Origin of the sequence: Leclercia sp. LSNIH1, from assembly GCF_002902985.1 — a bacterium.
Lineage (GTDB): Bacteria > Pseudomonadota > Gammaproteobacteria > Enterobacterales > Enterobacteriaceae > Enterobacter.
Map to the genome: position 1 here is coordinate 35,503 of NZ_CP026170.1, position 16,348 is coordinate 51,850.

General features: G+C 47.0%; 9 protein-coding genes and 6 pseudogenes. 5 read left to right on the forward strand and 10 right to left on the reverse strand.

Features of this window, described 5'->3' with window-relative positions:
* Nucleotides 1–592 precede the first annotated feature (592 nt).
* From C2U54_RS24655 to C2U54_RS24665, 3 genes are all read left to right on the forward strand, one after another.
* On the forward strand, nt 593–991 hold the full coding sequence (locus C2U54_RS24655; protein ID WP_103181183.1) for an H-NS family histone-like protein: 399 nt from the start codon (nt 593–595) through the stop codon (nt 989–991).
* 1,048 nt (nt 992–2,039) lie between these two features.
* Nucleotides 2,040–2,351, forward strand: coding sequence for a type II toxin-antitoxin system HigB family toxin (locus C2U54_RS24660; protein ID WP_045898923.1), 312 nt, complete (start codon nt 2,040–2,042; stop codon nt 2,349–2,351).
* Nucleotides 2,348–2,767, forward strand: coding sequence for a helix-turn-helix domain-containing protein (locus tag C2U54_RS24665; RefSeq protein WP_103181184.1), 420 nt, complete (start codon nt 2,348–2,350; stop codon nt 2,765–2,767). The genes C2U54_RS24660 and C2U54_RS24665 overlap by 4 nt, the downstream gene beginning before the upstream one ends.
* Before the next feature lie 3 nt (nt 2,768–2,770).
* Here C2U54_RS24665 and C2U54_RS24670 read toward each other — a convergent pair whose 3' ends face one another.
* Both C2U54_RS24670 and C2U54_RS24675 read right to left on the reverse strand, forming a co-directional pair.
* Nucleotides 2,771–2,944, reverse strand: a complete 174-nt coding sequence (locus C2U54_RS24670) for a hypothetical protein (RefSeq protein ID WP_223610755.1) — start codon at nt 2,942–2,944, stop codon at nt 2,771–2,773.
* A gap of 7 nt (nt 2,945–2,951) precedes the next feature.
* Nucleotides 2,952–3,845, reverse strand: a pseudogene (locus tag C2U54_RS24675) (IS3 family transposase); the annotation flags it as partial.
* Nucleotides 3,846–3,912: 67 nt separating this feature from the next.
* Between C2U54_RS24675 and C2U54_RS24685 the strand changes: the two are divergent.
* Entirely contained in the window at nt 3,913–5,064 is a 1,152-nt protein-coding gene (locus tag C2U54_RS24685; RefSeq protein WP_001254932.1) for an IS30-like element IS30 family transposase, read from the forward strand.
* A 9-nt stretch (nt 5,065–5,073) separates the two neighbouring features.
* Here C2U54_RS24685 and C2U54_RS24690 read toward each other — a convergent pair.
* Nucleotides 5,074–5,322, reverse strand: a pseudogene (locus tag C2U54_RS24690) (transposase); the annotation flags it as partial.
* Nucleotides 5,323–5,676: 354 nt separating this feature from the next.
* On the opposite strand from C2U54_RS24690, the pseudogene C2U54_RS27860 reads away from it, so the two are divergent.
* Nucleotides 5,677–5,855 (forward strand): annotated as a pseudogene (locus C2U54_RS27860) (transposase); the annotation flags it as partial.
* A 92-nt stretch (nt 5,856–5,947) separates the two neighbouring features.
* On the opposite strand, the pseudogene C2U54_RS28025 reads toward C2U54_RS27860, so the two are convergent.
* The 7 genes and pseudogenes from C2U54_RS28025 to C2U54_RS24730 all read right to left on the reverse strand — a co-directional run bounded on the left by C2U54_RS28025 (nt 5,948) and on the right by C2U54_RS24730 (nt 16,279).
* A pseudogene (locus tag C2U54_RS28025) lies at nt 5,948–7,176 on the reverse strand (ISNCY family transposase).
* 1,031 nt (nt 7,177–8,207) lie between these two features.
* Nucleotides 8,208–8,342: pseudogene (locus tag C2U54_RS27395) on the reverse strand (DUF905 family protein); the annotation flags it as partial.
* A 93-nt stretch (nt 8,343–8,435) separates the two neighbouring features.
* Nucleotides 8,436–9,643 (reverse strand): IS3 family transposase gene (locus C2U54_RS24700; protein ID WP_103181205.1). Its coding sequence is split into 2 segments (ribosomal slippage): nt 8,436–9,322 and nt 9,322–9,643, totalling 1,209 coding nucleotides; the frame shifts between segments, so codons are not numbered across the junction.
* A gap of 1,595 nt (nt 9,644–11,238) precedes the next feature.
* Nucleotides 11,239–11,545: pseudogene (locus C2U54_RS27875) on the reverse strand (antirestriction protein ArdA).
* A 1,071-nt stretch (nt 11,546–12,616) separates the two neighbouring features.
* On the reverse strand, nt 12,617–13,588 hold the full coding sequence (locus C2U54_RS24720) for a ParB/RepB/Spo0J family plasmid partition protein (protein WP_103181186.1): 972 nt from the start codon (nt 13,586–13,588) through the stop codon (nt 12,617–12,619).
* Nucleotides 13,588–14,754 (reverse strand): plasmid-partitioning protein SopA, encoded by a 1,167-nt coding sequence (sopA, locus tag C2U54_RS24725; RefSeq protein WP_103181187.1) that lies wholly within the window; start codon nt 14,752–14,754, stop codon nt 13,588–13,590. The genes C2U54_RS24720 and sopA overlap by 1 nt, the downstream gene beginning before the upstream one ends.
* 664 nt (nt 14,755–15,418) lie before the next feature.
* On the reverse strand, nt 15,419–16,279 hold the full coding sequence (locus C2U54_RS24730; protein ID WP_103181188.1) for a RepB family plasmid replication initiator protein: 861 nt from the start codon (nt 16,277–16,279) through the stop codon (nt 15,419–15,421).
* Nucleotides 16,280–16,348 lie beyond the last annotated feature (69 nt).

Here is a 16,348-nt window from a genome sequence, read left to right on the forward strand (position 1 = left end):
GTTCACTCCATGTTTAACTTATTCATGAAAAGTTAAACATAAGGCAGCATTACCATGTGCGACTTTTATCGAAGAAGTTGCACATAAGCAGTAGACTGAGTACAGGATTTTGTTAAGTGAAGACCACTTCTGGTAAAAAAGTGTTACATGCATTAGCATTGTTCATAATCAGCTGATCTGACTAATTGACTAAAAGTGTTACAGGACAGGGGGTTCAGAAAAGTTAATTTAAACCTGATCTTCTGAGGCTTCAGATTATGTTTTTTCTCTTAAGGGGGGCAGATTTTTACTGCCTTGCATTTACAAGGCCTAAAGGAGGGGATGTACAAGATGCTTGCTGATACACAAGACGCCTTATCCCACTCCCCTCCCGGGTTTTACAGTGTGAAATGCCTATAATTCGGGATTTCATCACCTGACAGAATCCCTGCATTGCTAGGTTTAGTTGATTAAAAATGTCCATATCTCAGTACTGATATTGTTTCAACTTATTGGTGAATGTGAGTTTTTTTCTTAAAGGGTAGCGTATTACCGCCAAAAATATGTGTTATTATCTGGCGTTAATTCTAAGTTTATTTTTAAGTGAGTTCACATGTCTGAAGTGCTCAAATCATTAAACAATATCCGTACTCTTCGCGCTCAGGGCCGTGAGCTTCCTTTAGAAATTCTCGAAGAAATCCTTGAAAAGTTAGAAGTAGTTGTCTCTGAACGTCGTGAGGAAGAATCATCCAAAGCAGCTTCCCTGCAAGCTCGTCAGGAAAAATTTGAAGCCCTGCGTAAATTAATGGAAGAAGATGGTATTAACCCTGAAGAGCTAATGGGCGCATTCTCTTCAAAATCTTCCTCACCGAAGAAATTCCGTGAGCCTCGCCCTACCAAATATACATTTACTGATGAAAATGGTGAGACCAAAACATGGACGGGTCAGGGACGCACTCCTAAAGATCTAACTGAGCAACTTTCAGCAGGTAAAACTCTGGATGATTTCTGATCTAAGTCAGATTTAATGAAAGTGTACGCAATATTCAACCCATTAAAAGTGGCCGTAATCTGGCCTTTTTTGATACTGTCTTTTTATGAGTTTAATATTTCCTATTTATGATAAAGGTTATTGGTTGTTTGAAGGCCTCAAGATTTTCGGTTATTTTTTTAGCATTCATTTAACTATTAAATTTCCCTCACAATGTTATGCTTAAATGAAATTACTATATTATGACGGATGGCCGTTATTTGCATTGGATTCGATGCATAACAATACATGCAATAAAAACCTTTTAAAATTAAGCTTTAATCCATCCTGTTTTTTGGAACAGGAGGTTGCATTTCTCTGTGCTATATAGGTTAGGCAGATATTATGGGGCGCGCCATCTGTTTGTTGATTCGACTTAATGGTATGTGAACTAAGTGGTGACTTATACTACAAATATGTTGCGGATATACAGCCCAGTGAAGTTATAGTTCGGCCATGTTTAAATACAAAATTCGCTTTGCGCTATAGCAGATAAGAATCTGGTCTATAACACATCATGTTTACCATTAAGACGGGATGCTGACGCCCAGCTTATGTATTTTCGAACGGTATGACTTTAGGCTCATCCATCGATGGTAATACCAGGAATGCGAATCTCGTTAATAAAATCCGGATCTATTTCCTCCCACAATTGGCCAACATGGACCGCTACTGGATTTTCCATGGCGCTTACCTTTATCCTTAATTAGCTTAATTTTCTCAAGTGACCCACCCGTTCGGATTGAAAGGATTTCATCCTTAACACCTTAATCTTTGAGCTCACATATGATAGGACGGTATTTGAGTGGTACAGGTTTTGCCTTTATCACAGTGATTCCTTATCAGTCATCCATTGCTAACGGTCGAGGTCCGCATGAAGACGAGACTTCCGGCGCTGTAAATCAGCTCTCTGCGCTCAGGAAAAGACATAGCCGCTATGTAGGGGAAAGCGCCATTGTTCACATATTGTAAACGGGTATGGGCGGTGCTATCATGTTCACATAATGTAAACGGATGGAACGACCGCAAGATGCACGTAATTTCAAAAGAGCCTTTTGAGGAAGCGGCAAAGCAATATCCCAACGATTCGTTAGCCGTTCGGGCGCTGTACCGCTTAGTCCGCGAGACGGACTTTTCTTCTCCAGCTGAGATGCGAACGCTGATACCGAGCCTGGACAATTTTAAGTATCGTAATAAGTGGTGGGTGTTGGATGTAGGGGGCAACAACTTGAGGGTTATCGCCTATATCAATTTCGTGAATAAACGCTTCTATGTGAAGCACATCGCCACCCACGCTGATTACGACAAGTTGACCCGCTATTACAGGGAGAACAAAGAATGATTACCGACACTGCAAAAGCCATTGAAGCAACCAAACAACTCGTAGCTGCTGTTCCCTTCCTGGGGGGCAGTTCGTCCGAGAGCGATTACCGCGAAGCGATAGAGTTGGTGGACTATCTGATCGAAAACGACGACGAGAACCCGCTTATTGACTTCCTGGCGAGTAAAATTGCTGACTATGAGGATAACAGCCCTCGTTTCGCTGAATTCAACAAGGCTATCGCTGAAATGCCAGTCGGCGTTGCCCTTCTGCGCACCCTGATTGACCAGTACAGGCTGTCTTATTCTGACCTTAAGGAGGAGATCGGCTCTAAATCGCTGGTTAGCCAGATTCTCTCTGGTCAGCGGTCACTGACAATCATGCACATTAAGGCGCTGTCTGCTCGTTTTGGTGTCAAACCAGAGTGGTTCCTTTGACTGTCACGTAGTCCATAAACATTTTCTCTGCTGCTCTGGTGATTTTCCTGCAATCGCCAGAGCGTCAATAAACGGCTGCTTTTCCAACGCGAACTGATCAGCCAACTGCTCCAGTCCCTTGTTTTTCTCTTCCTCTTTCTGTAACGCTGCCTCTTTCTTGGCGGCATGAATCGCCACGGATAATCTAGACACTTCCTAGCCGTTGATAATACTGGTTTTCATATTCTGTCGGTGACATCTGATCGCTGGAACCATGCCGACGCTTACTGTTATAAAACATTTCGATGTAATCAAAAATATCGCTGCGGGCTTCTTCCCGCGTTCCGTAGATCTTTTTCTTTATCCGTTCACGTTTCAACAACTGGAAAAAGCTTTCTGCAACCGCATTATCATGGCAGTTACCGCGACGGCTCATGCTGCCCTCCAGGCCGTGTGATTTCAGGAACGACTGCCACTCATGGCTTGTGTACTGACTGCCCTGATCCGAATGAACCAGCACCTGTTTTTGGGGATTACGCCGCCATACAGCCATCAGCAGTGCGTTCAGGACAATGTCCTTTGTCATCCGGGATTGCATGGACCAGCCGATAATTTTGCGTGAGAACAGATCAACAACCACGGCAAGATACAGCCAGCCTTCGTGGGTCCTGATGTAGGTTATGTCCGTTACCCAACGCTCATCCGGAGCATCCGGATTGAACTGTCGCTGGAGCCTGTTGGGCGACACGATACTGGCCTCGCCTTTACGTGCCCGCGGGCTCCGGTATCCGACCTGAGCCTTTATCCCGACACGTTTCATCAGTCGCCAGACTCTGTTCACTCCGCACTGTTGCCCGCTGTCCCGCAGATCCAGATGGATTTTGCGATAACCATAGACGCATCCCGATTCCAGCCAGAACTGTTTAATCTGCCCTGTCAGCCTCAGGTCTGCCTGATGGCGTTGTGAATGCGGCTGCTGAAGCCAGGCGTAAAAACCACTGGGATGAACATCCAGCACCCGACAGAGCAGGCGAACAGGCCAGCAACAGGTGTTGTCACGGATAAAGGCGTACCTCAGTCGGACAGCTTTGCGAAGTACGCCGCTGTAGATTCAATTGGTCAACGCAACAGTTATGTGAAAACATGGGGTTGCGGAGGTTTTTTGAATGAGACGAACATTTACAGCAGAGGAAAAAGCCTCTGTTTTTGAACTATGGAAGAACGGAACAGGCTTCAGTGAAATAGCGAATATCCTGGGTTCAAAACCCGGAACGATCTTCACTATGTTAAGGGATACTGGCGGCATAAAACCCCATGAGCGTAAGCGGGCTGTAGCTCACCTGACACTGTCTGAGCGCGAGGAGATACGAGCTGGTTTGTCAGCCAAAATGAGCATTCGTGCGATAGCTACTGCGCTGAATCGCAGTCCTTCGACGATCTCACGTGAAGTTCAGCGTAATCGGGGCAGACGCTATTACAAAGCTGTTGATGCTAATAACCGAGCCAACAGAATGGCGAAAAGGCCAAAACCGTGCTTACTGGATCAAAATTTACCATTGCGAAAGCTTGTTCTGGAAAAGCTGGAGATGAAATGGTCTCCAGAGCAAATATCAGGATGGTTAAGGCGAACAAAACCACGTCAAAAAACGCTGCGAATATCACCTGAGACAATTTATAAAACGCTGTACTTTCGTAGCCGTGAAGCGCTACACCACCTGAATATACAGCATCTGCGACGGTCGCATAGCCTTCGCCATGGCAGGCGTCATACCCGCAAAGGCGAAAGAGGTACGATTAACATAGTGAACGGAACACCAATTCACGAACGTTCCCGAAATATCGATAACAGACGCTCTCTGGGGCATTGGGAGGGCGATTTAGTCTCAGGTACAAAAAACTCCCATATAGCCACACTTGTAGACCGAAAATCACGTTATACGATCATCCTTAGACTCAGGGGCAAAGATTCTGTCTCAGTAAATCAGGCTCTTACCGACAAATTCCTGAGTTTACCGTCAGAACTCAGAAAATCACTGACATGGGACAGAGGAATGGAACTGGCCAGACATCTAGAATTTACTGTCAGCACCGGCGTTAAAGTTTACTTCTGCGATCCTCAGAGTCCTTGGCAGCGGGGAACAAATGAGAACACAAATGGGCTAATTCGGCAGTATTTTCCTAAAAAGACATGTCTTGCCCAATATACTCAACATGAACTAGATCTGGTTGCTGCTCAGCTAAACAACAGACCGAGAAAGACACTGAAGTTCAAAACACCGAAAGAGATAATTGAAAGGGGTGTTGCATTGACAGATTGAATCTACAGCGGCTTTTTTTAATATGTCCCGTTCGTCGGTAACCCGCTTCAGCTCTTTCTGGAGACGGCGGATCTCGGCCTGAGCATCTGACTCTTCTTTATTAGTGGAAGAATCTGCACCGTACTTCTTTATCCAGGCGTAAAGGCTGTGGGTGGTGATATCGAGACGTGTTGCAACGCTGGCAACAGAATAACCGCGATCAACAACCTGTTTGACTGCTTCAGTTTTAAACTCTTCGGGATAACGCTTACCGCTCATGGGCACCTCTCTTTAAGCCATCTTAAATGACTCTGAGGTGTCTGTTAAACCCGTGGCGATTCATTACCATACATAATTCTTTGCTCAAGAGGACTCTTCACTGAACGAAAAGCACGAAAATGTACCCATAAAAAAACCTCCGCAACAGCATGATTTAATAGGATTTAATATCAAAATTTCAAGCTGAAATTCCCATGATTCCCCTAGTAACAAACACCTGACCATAGTGAATTTATGACAATTAGTTAACTCTAGGTGTAAGTATCCCTGCAATCCGCGCCATTCACTTTTAGAGGTCTTCCGATGCCCCCTAGGGAGATCGCTATGCGTAAGATCTGATTCACCGAGCACCAGATCATCGCCGTTCTGAAGTCCGTCGAAGATGGCAGGACCATTAAAGATGTGTGTCGTTAAGCCGCTATTTCCGAAGCCAGCTATTAAAACTAGCAGGCGAGATATGGCGGGATGGAAGCTGCTGATATCAAAAAATCAAAGATCTTGAGGACGAGAATCGTCGTCTTACCCCCATTTTTCAGTAACAAACCACCCAAAAATGCACGCTAGAAACGCTACGTAAAAATCTACCCGATGACTGGATATGCACTCAATTGAATAACCCCCGGTTTCAGTCCGTTTTATCGGGATTAGCCTTCTGTTTAGGTAAGTCCGGAGGCTTCACTTGCTGATTAATTTGCGCGCGACGCGTAAGCCAAGGATGGTCAGCTTTAGATTTTACATAGAATTTTGAGCGTAAATCTATGCGGGCATTATCCACACGTTCATGGACACTCTTCTCATAATCCAGTGGTATAGGCTCCGGACCATCAATATACTTTTACCACCCCAATAATTTCCCGACATAAAGAACGTTCATTTCACCGTCAAAGCTTTAGCAAACCGTGACAACCGAATGTCGAAGTCGATATCCCCGGCCTTCACTGCGTATCTGAAACTCAATGCTTTTGTACTGGAAAGTGAGATTTTTGGAGAGAACGCGCCTCGCCTGAAGACTCAAGATATAACCCAGTTCTTTCAGAATGGTGTACATCAAGGTGGGCATTATCAGCAATACGAGGCGGCGTAGCGAACCGGTCGTTATACGCTTCAATAAATGTCGGCAATCATGCGTTTGCTGTTTCAATATTGCTGATACCCTGAAGCCGCATTTCCTTAACCAGCCTGTCCTAGAGTGTCTGATTGGCGCGTTCTAACCGCCCTTTTGCCTGCGGGCTGTTGGCATGGATTGGCTCGATGCCCAGTGCCTTTACCGCACGTGTAAACTGAGTCAACTCCCCTTCCCGCTCCGGGTTATTTACTCGGAATATACTGTGTCTGTCAGAGTAGAGAACCAGTGGTATGCCATGATCATTAAGGTAACCCCGAAGGGTTTCCATGTAGCCCGGGTTGTCTCTGCAGGAGCGAATCGCAGCGCTATCAGAGCATTGGTGGCATCATCGATAAAGACTATCAGTGTGCATTTGGGGCCCCTGCCTTCAAACTATTCATGAGGCGAGCCATCGATGTGGATGAGTTCACCGTAGGATGGAAGTCGCATGCGGCGCTGATATATTCGGACAAGTTTATGACGACGTTCACGCCATATCCCCTCCTCTACCATCCACTTCCTGAGAGTTTCAGTGGATAAACACAAGCCGTGTATCTCGCACAATTTCTCATTGATAAGGCCAACAGAACCTTTATTTCGATATCGATGCACCAGACGTTTAACTTGCCGGATGGAAATACCAATTCGCACCGCCGCTTGTTCCTGATTATATGGCAATTGATTGAGTCCTGAATAATCTGAAGTCTGTCAAGTTCCTTATGTCTCATCGTAATTGTTTCTTTTACCATGTCCCCCCAGATAATTGTCTGGGGACATTTTAGAATGATTCAAAGGGGACATTACAGCTTGGCGTTAACAATGGCCTTACCTCCCTTGCCTTGCGGCAGTTAAAAGGCTATTCTGTTTGTGTCGAGTCAAACAAATGGCCTCGTTTTGTACTGACACCCAAAAGTTGGACAGAATAAACGAAGCATCTAAGAAAGAGTCCATGGAATACATGGGCTTTTTTTCCTTAAAAAGCTAAATTAACTATTCCACTGCCAAATATCCATTTTTCTGCTTTCTCCATGCTCTTCTCTGTTTCTACAACAACCTGTATTCAAGCTTTTCTAGTGTAGATTTAGCTTTTAAGTCTACACCAGTTAATTGAGTAAGGTCCGATGCTTGTTGAAGTAAAGATTAATTGAGTTATATAGAGCATTTTTACATCTATCGCATGCGCACTTTTATCACTTCGAAGAAGTCAAATCTATACATATGCCAAATATCTACACCTGCTTAGCATAAGCTTAAAAGCCAGTCGATCAGACAGACACGCGCTTCACCGTGACAGGTTGAACGGCGCCGAGTCAGTTTTCTTCCGCAAGCCAATGCATCGCGCTCACACGGCGGGCCACCTGTTGTCACGCCAGACTTACCGTCATCCATGTCATGGACAATCAGGTTCTGCAGCAGCCCGACGGAGGCGATGGTTTCAGCCAGGCTGCATACGCTGTCTAAGGAACACAGGATGGTTCGGACGGTGAAGGAGGATTTAACGAGATCAGACAGCGGAACAGTCTCGGTCTGCGCAGCATCGATCGCCGCCTGAAGTGCAGCCAGTTAGGCTTTGTTTGGTTTCTTTACGCTGGCCTTTTTTACGGTTCTTGCTTTAACATCTGTTACTGACATAGTTAGTACCACTCCGATATTCACGATTGTCGGTCCTGCGGAGTTGGCGCTCCGACAGGGTATTTTCTTACTGAACCTGCTCTGGTGAGGTCGCCGCGTGTCTGATGTAGCGGTTAAGGTGGTTCCCCGCATCGGGTTCGAAATTTCACACCCGCGCCATCAGTCGTCCGTTGTAGTAACGAATGGTCAGACGGAAATGTGCCTCCTGATCGTCTTCAATCATCACATTGGTATACTGCGCCGCCACTGCCTCTTCCCGGGTTAATGCCCCTTCCGGCAGCATCAGAGCCGTTTTTTCAGCCCGGCATTCAGGACGGCCGCCAATTCCACATCTCCAGGTGATCTTGACCCGCCATCTCCGGACAGCTTTTGTATCTTAAGTTAACGATGTCCGCTGCCGCCGATATTCCCTCGGGGAGTGATAGCCCAGCGCGCTGTGCGGGTGGTTTTCATTGTAATGTGTGAACGCTGCTGCAAGGTTTCGCAGGGCTGTTCTCACATCTGGTTTTGCCATGAACGCGATATAGTCTTCCTTCATCGTCTTCACGAACCGTTCGGCCATGCCATTGCTCTGCGGGCTGCTCACCGCTGTTGTACACGGCTCCAGATTCAGCTCTCTGGCGAACCTCCGCGTTTCATGCGCGGTATATGCTGAACCGTTATCCGTCAGCCATTGAACCGGTGTGGTCGGCAGCCCGTCGCCGAAGCGCTTTTCCACCGACCTCAGCATCACATCCTGCACCGTCGAACTGTCGTAGCCTCCTGTGCTCGCTGCCCAGTCTATGGCTTCTCTGTCGCAGCAGTCCAGCGCGAACGTGACCCGCAGCTTCTCACCGTTGTCGCAGCCGAACTCGAAGCCATCTGAACACCAGCGCATATCGCTTTCTGCCACCGCGATTTTGCCCTTATGTTCACGCTTCGACCGCTCTGGTTTGTCATGCAGTAACAGCAGATTATGCTCGCTCATAAGCCGGTAAAGCCGTTTGGCGTTCACGGGGGGCAGTCCCTCTGTACGACGTTGCGTACGCAGGATGCCCCACACACGGCGATAGCCGTAACTGGGCATATCGCTGATGATATCGAGGATCTCTGACAGTATTTCAGCGTCTGCTTCGTCATCACGCCGGTTACAGCGCCTGTCCTGCCAGTCGGCAGAACGGTTAATTCGCAGTGACAGCTGCGCACGCGACACGCCCATGGTGCGGCTGACCAGCGCTATTCCCCGTCCTTTGGCAACAAGGGCGCGTACGCTATCCATTTTCGCGACTGAGCGTACTCCACGGCTTCTTTCAGGATCTCAACTTCCATCGTCTTCTTGCCCAGCAGGCGCTGAAGCTCCCGGACCTGCTTCAGAGCAGCAGTAAGCTCAGAAGCTGGAACAACTTCTTCTCCGGCCGCAACGGCGGTGAGGCTGCCTTCCTGATATTGCTTCTTCCACTTAAACAGCAGGCTGGGCTGGATGCCATGCAGGCGGGCGACATGGGAGACATTCATGCCCGGCTCCATCGTCTGCTGGATAATGGCGATCTTCTCCTGAGGAGTTTTACGTTTACGGACTTCTTGCCCTAACAGGATCCCGGTCATCTCAAAATTGGCGTTAGTGTTAGACATATATTCAAGCCTATCTCTTATCTGGAGATACAGCTACTGTCTGGTGTTTCAGGGGGCTACATCAATTCCACATCTCCAGGCGTGGGCACATACTGCACCTCCGGCTGGCTATGAAATTCCTTCAGGGTTTTGCTCACTACACACCTCCTTCTGAACAGGGTCTGGCCTTCAAAAACCACATTATCCGTTGAGTTTCCGGAGCCGCGGCTTTAACGCTTTATGGTAAACCACTGTTTTTTTTCCACGGATAAATGCACTTCATCCGTTTGAGACCCTTCGCCGCAGGGGCGTAAACATCATTGGCAGACGCAGCTGTATGGGGCAAGCGGGAAATTTATTCCGGTCTAATGAAGCGAACCGGAATGGCCGGGGGAAATATATTGCGAAAGGGTTTGTCAACCAAGAAGACTGTGGTGCTATCAGCACCCGGCAGGAGAGCCATAAACGGAGAAAAGGCATACGGTGAGAGATGGGCAGGGACACGCCGTAATGACGTAAGCCGCGCGCATTGCCCTCTGCATGGCATCGATAACACCAACGGCATTGATGCCATGCCTGAAGCGCAGGAAGCGGCGCGACTGAGCGGCGCAGCCATTCCGGCTCCTGCGAGCATGGATGTTGCGTCATGGGATGGACACCCGCTGCCCCAGAGGAGCTTGGCAGAGACAGCATCGTTGGCTCTGTATGAAGCATGACAGCCCGACCGGACGTCAATTGTAACCTCAAGAATTAAAAAAATTATCAAGTTGTTGTTTTATAATATTATTACCTTATGAATTTGTTATATTGCTAACTTGCGATGTCATTAAGATGTGATGTTGCTAACCAGTAATTCCTTTCCACCTAAGGTTCAGACCCTTACCAGCGCCTTTTGCGTAAAGACCTGACTTAAGGATGGTTAGAATCTCAGGCAAAAGTCCCGGTGAAGGGAGTTCTCGACATCGCCTCCTGAAAAGATCTTTCTACTTTTTATGGGCTTCAGCCATTTCGATATATCGCAGATTATTTGCGGTCGGCAGCAACGTACTGATGCGATAGAGACGCACCCGCTCGTTAAAATATTCTTTGAGATGTTACGGTTATTCTCTGGCCACCGCTTCAGGTATAACCGGCATATTCATACATTCTTGTATGCAACAGCGGATGTGACAAGGTCTACAGCAACCTTGTCTTGGTCTTCTTTTCAAAACTTCGCATTATTTGCATCACTTATACGCGCCTCCGACCCTGTAATATCCCGTCATCAAGCTTAATCTCATCCGCACATACGGGCTACAGACAGCACAGGTGGGCAGATTGCCTGCCAGGTTTATAGCGGCTTAACCACCTGCCGTAGCCCTACCCCTTCCCAACCTTCAAAATGAAGTGTCCGCCCATATACACTCAACAATGACAGGTCATGAAGTAGCAAATTTTATCGACTACCTACGCGGTCGTCAGTTTCCCCTGACCTGAATCACGACGGCTGGTATTAATCATGTTTTGAACTGACGCAATATGCCAAGGGTCTGTGGATCGAGTTTCATGATGCTCTCCTTAGCGGCAGGGGATCCCCCTGCCCGTCCTAATCAGTTGTTGAACACATTACCGTCGACAAACACCAGACCGCCGCTGAACAAGTCACGCGCGTAGGCTTCAAAATCAAAGTAACTACGAAGCAACTATGGAATCTCGTTCAACAGGCCGGAATACCTTCCCAGTCTTGGAACATGAGTTGCGGATCGTGCTCGTTTGAATGCAGGGCATATCAGGATTCGAGAAAATCCTCTTTTCCGTCAAATCGGTCAAGTCGAACCACTTTTCGAAAATGCTGCCGCAGTTGTATTTGTGCCAAGTGCCAACGTATACAGCCGGTGTTGTTGTGCTCATGAAAATTCCTCCGTGGTATATGTCGTCTGAGTTCCGGCTTACGCCGTGCCGAAACGAAGCCCGACGAATAGTGGAGAATGCAATGGGCGTTACAGGAGGCCGTGGCGCAGAAAATATCCTAGGCAGCTTGTACGGTTATCGAGCGGATAGTGAGCGAGAGAACGACGGGAAGACCGGCTGCAGACATTAGATAATAACTGCGATGGGCGAGGATGACGGACAAGCGCACCCTTGCAGCCGCAGCGGTCGGGCTAGATTAGAGGCACGGCGTTTGCCGCAGTCTGCACGAATGTCACTCGATGCGTGGCCATAACACCGTGTAGGTCCCGCGGTAAGCCGGACTACATGACATCCTTTTTTCAAGCACTGAGAGCTCAGTTAATACTCCTTTTCCTGACACATTGTGCACAGGCTTACCCACCGATTCAGTGGATAACTTTTAAGGTAAAGTTTAAAAATTCATAATCTGATGCGAGCTGACTAGATTGGACCACGGTCCCAGTTATGGGGTCGGGACCACGGTCCCAGTTATGGGGTCGGGACCACGGTCCCAGTTAAGGGGTTGGGACCACGATCCCAGTTAAGGGGTCGGGACCACGGTCCCAGTTAAGGGGTCGGGACCACGGTCCCAGTTATGGGGTCGGGACCACGGTCCCAGTTAGGGGTTGGGACCACGGTCCCAGTTAAGGGGTCGGGACCACGGTCCCAGTTAAGGGGTTGGGACCACGGTCCCAGTTAAGGGGTTGGGACCACGGTCCCAGTTAAGGGGTTGGGACCACGGTCCCAGTTAAGGGGTTGGGACCACGGTCCCAGTTAAGGGGTTGGGACCGTGGTCCCAGTTAAGGGGTTGGGACCACGGTCCCAGTTAAGGGGTTGGGACCACGGTCCCAGTTAAGGGGTTGGGACCACGGTCTCAGTTAAGGGGTTGGGACCACGGTCCCAGTTAAGGGGTTGGGACCACGGTCCCAGTTAAGGGGTTGGGACCACGGTCCCAGTTAAGGGGTTGGGACCACGGTCCCATATTAGGAATTTGAACCATGGTCTTGAAGAAGGTAAAGCAGGAAGATAACTACCGAATTAATGCTTGTTTTTCTTCGTAGCTAAAAGCTCAAGCATTTCTTCAAACTTCCCAATATCTTCCTCGGAAAGTTTGGAACGATCCAGGCTGATAATCACTTTATTTCCTTTATAACGCGCTGTTGCTCCAGGAATGAACTCACGCTTTTCTGGGGCCTGATTTACTTTCTTGCTGGAATCTTTAAGCAAGGCAGTAAGAAATTGAATTATTTCATCAGCCTCAAGTACTACACCTGCTTTTCTCTTCTCTGATAGCTCAAAAGCCCCATCGAGTAAACGAGCTTCGTTCTCAGAAAAGATTTTCTGTAAACTTTCGCCAGCCCTTGCGGAAAGCTCGCCTGGATGAGAGAAGAGGGCGATCACATCTCTTGGTAGCCTAGAAGTATTGATACATCTGGTTATGACTTTCCTTGAGATGTTTTCAGCATCGGCCAAGGCAGAGATATTTCCGTTAAATTCTTTTTCTAAACGTTGAGAATAACGCGTACCTCTTTCATAAGCACTTGTCGGTCTGTAATCATTTCCAAGTTTGCATAAAGCATCCATCTGTTCGTCATCAAGGGCACCAACGAGTATGCGATACTCAGTTGATGTAAAGATGGCAGTCATGCGACGGCGACTACCATCGGCAACTTCAATATGACCGTCGACCTTACGCCCAAACGCCGGATTTTGTTGGCCGGTAAGCAAGAACGATGGTATGAGATCGTCCAAAGCCTCTTCTATTAGAAAAGCTTGATCACGTTCATTACCAGCCCAGACCTTAGTTGAGCTGGCGACATCTGCACCGGGTATGGTCTCAAGAATAAATTTTACTTCTCGTCCACACACGGGAAGGGTAATAGTATTACCCTTTGCCATAGCGCCTACTCGAGCAATTAGTGTGTCTACCATAGGAGCTGCAGGGGCCGATACAGTAGTTACAGGAACGACTGAAGGAATAGATTTAGGGATGATAGGTGCTCGTTTCATTAGCGGATTTCCCAACGAGGTTTAATGAGACGGTCGAAAATTTCATTACAAACCGGCTCCCAAATTGCGAGCGCATTCCTCCATGCTCCAGTAGAAGAACGCTGATCAATTGCTTGTTCAAATACTGTTCGCATTCGAATTTGGCCTTTACCTACTTCATCCGTTTCGCGTACCACGTTTTTAAGAACCATGCTTCCCCATGCATCCCTGATTTGCTCTTCCATCCAAGGCGACTGGGAACCATTATTATTGTTATATTTAGTAAGCAAGATTCTGACATCTGGTTCAAAGCCTTGTAGATCTACATTCTTCAGCAAATCCCGGAGCATATCGAAAAATTGCAATGCAGAGGTATAGTCAAAGAGCTCAGCGGGGGTAGGGACTAATAACACGTCAGCAGCACATACAACGTTGATTGTGCCGATACCAAGATTAGGAGCACTATCGATAACAACAACATCGTAATCATGGGCTACCGTTTCAATGGCCAGCCTTAGCATCATGTGAGGTTCTGTCGGCAGCTTTCCTTCGTCGAAACGTCCCATCAACTCAGTTTCAATACGATGTAAGGCCAGACAAGAAGGGATGATATCAAGGCCAGGCCAGCAAGTTGGTTTTACCGCATATGAAGCATCATCTCGTTCACCGAGATAGAAGGGGAGGAGAGTATCTTCAGAATGAATATGTAAATCAGGAACCCAACCGTGATACATCGAGGCCGTCCCTTGCGGATCGTTGCCTTCGACTAACAGTACGCGAAGTCCTTTTAAAGCCAGATCCTGAGCAAGATGAACGGAGACAGAAGTTTTATAAACTCCACCTTTATGAGCTGCAACACCGATTACCGGAGGTAAGCTTTCATCTGGGCGACGGAGGCGGGTACTAAACACATCTCGCATGTGGTTTATTTGCTCAATGGTATAGCCAACGCGCTGTTCAACGCGTCCTCGTAATTCCATATCTGGATGCGGCAATCGTCCTGCTTTTTCAGCGTCACGAATAGCCTGGGATGAAACACCGATCAGGTCAGCTGCCTCACCAACTCGCCACCGACGGGTTATTTTTCTTGCTTCAGGGCTATCATCATTAAATTGAGCAATTGCGATGGCTTTCGTCATCTCATGTCCTGCTGCAATGCACTGGTTAAGCGTATCCATTAATCCCATTTGAAACCCCTTCAAATCAACTTTGCATAATTATATTAAATCTTGATAAAACAAGCAAAGCAACCAAATATATGCAAACCCACTAAAAAAATGCAAAGTGCATCAAATCTTGCAAAGTTGATAACTTTTTAAACAGAATCCTTCAACTCATAAGAAAGTTTGAAAGTTTGAAAGTTTGAAATTACTGGACAACAATTAACTGCAAACCATTCAAAATGGTAGGGTATCTTTTTCGTATACCGAGCGGCCCTTTCCTCCTTGATGCAGACGAAACACTGTATACATGAGGGCAGGGCGGCTGAAAACAGTACTCATGACCTCTACAAAATGTAATTTTCATAAATGCATCACCCGCACTTATTGGGAATAACCTTCTTAATAGCCAGAATGATAAAGGTGGGTCATAGCATGCATAAAGTGTGTCGCAACATGCTTAGAAAAACGATCATCGGAGGATCTTAAAAATGTTGGGTATAAACATGAAAAAGTGGGCAGCGATATGCTAAAGGTGTGTCACAGCATGCGGGTCCATTTGGATTGGTACAAAAATCAACCTAACAAAACAGGCATGAATACTAGTGTGCCACGATAACATGTTATGACACACCTAAAATCATGATACGACCCACCATTACTGGATCGCCTGCATAATGTGACCCACCTTCTATGACCCCATTTCTTTGAGTTTTTTATTTCGCTTATGAATCAACACAGTTAGAGTTCGACCATCTTTAATAATGGAATACTCAATGTAGCCAATGACTTGTAGTTGCTTCAAAGCAGCCTTGATCAGCCGGTTCTGCTCCTTTACTGGAGAGGTCAAATTCAATCGCTCAATGATGCGATCAAATCTAATTGGGGCAGGGTTATCGGGCAGACTTGCTATGTAGGTATAGAGTGTCTGAGCAACTTCTTTACCTTTGAGCATATGGTAGGGACGCTTGCGCAGTAGGATGTTGTAGTCAATCTGGTACAGTTCATGGAGGCGCTCATCGGCCTGGAGCGTGATTGTATCGGACTCTCTCGTATACTTACCGCTCTTAAGGAGCTGAGTAAAAAATTTATCTCCAGTTTTCTTACTGTTGAATTGAACAGTCTTGGTACCAATCCGGGTAAGAGCATCAAAAATGGTGTCACGCAGACGTTTGTTAAACTGGCGAGAATCATACTGGCACAACGCGGCGAACTCAGTGAAAGGCAGCTCGATGGTATTTGATTTCAAGCCGTATTTACTGAAGGCACCAATAATGCCCATCCAGACGCTGAAGTCCGTTGATATGTTCAGTCGCTCACCAAAGATCCTGACTTCGTCATAACCTTCCTTACGGGCGAACTCAAGCTGGGAGAACGACGAAGAAACATCTATACCGGACTTCTGCCCCTTAGGAATTGCACGACTGGCAGGAACAAAGACACCCAGACGCAGTAAAATCGCTGGCTGAACTGATGAATTGTTTGTGACTGTTAATTGGTGTACCTCTCCTTCATTTGTAATTTGGGAGGGTATAAAATTGTTATCAGTCATATAGTTACACCACTGTGGTTAGAATCCATTCGAGGTTATCCACAAAAGGTGGATAGTTCGTTATTTGAC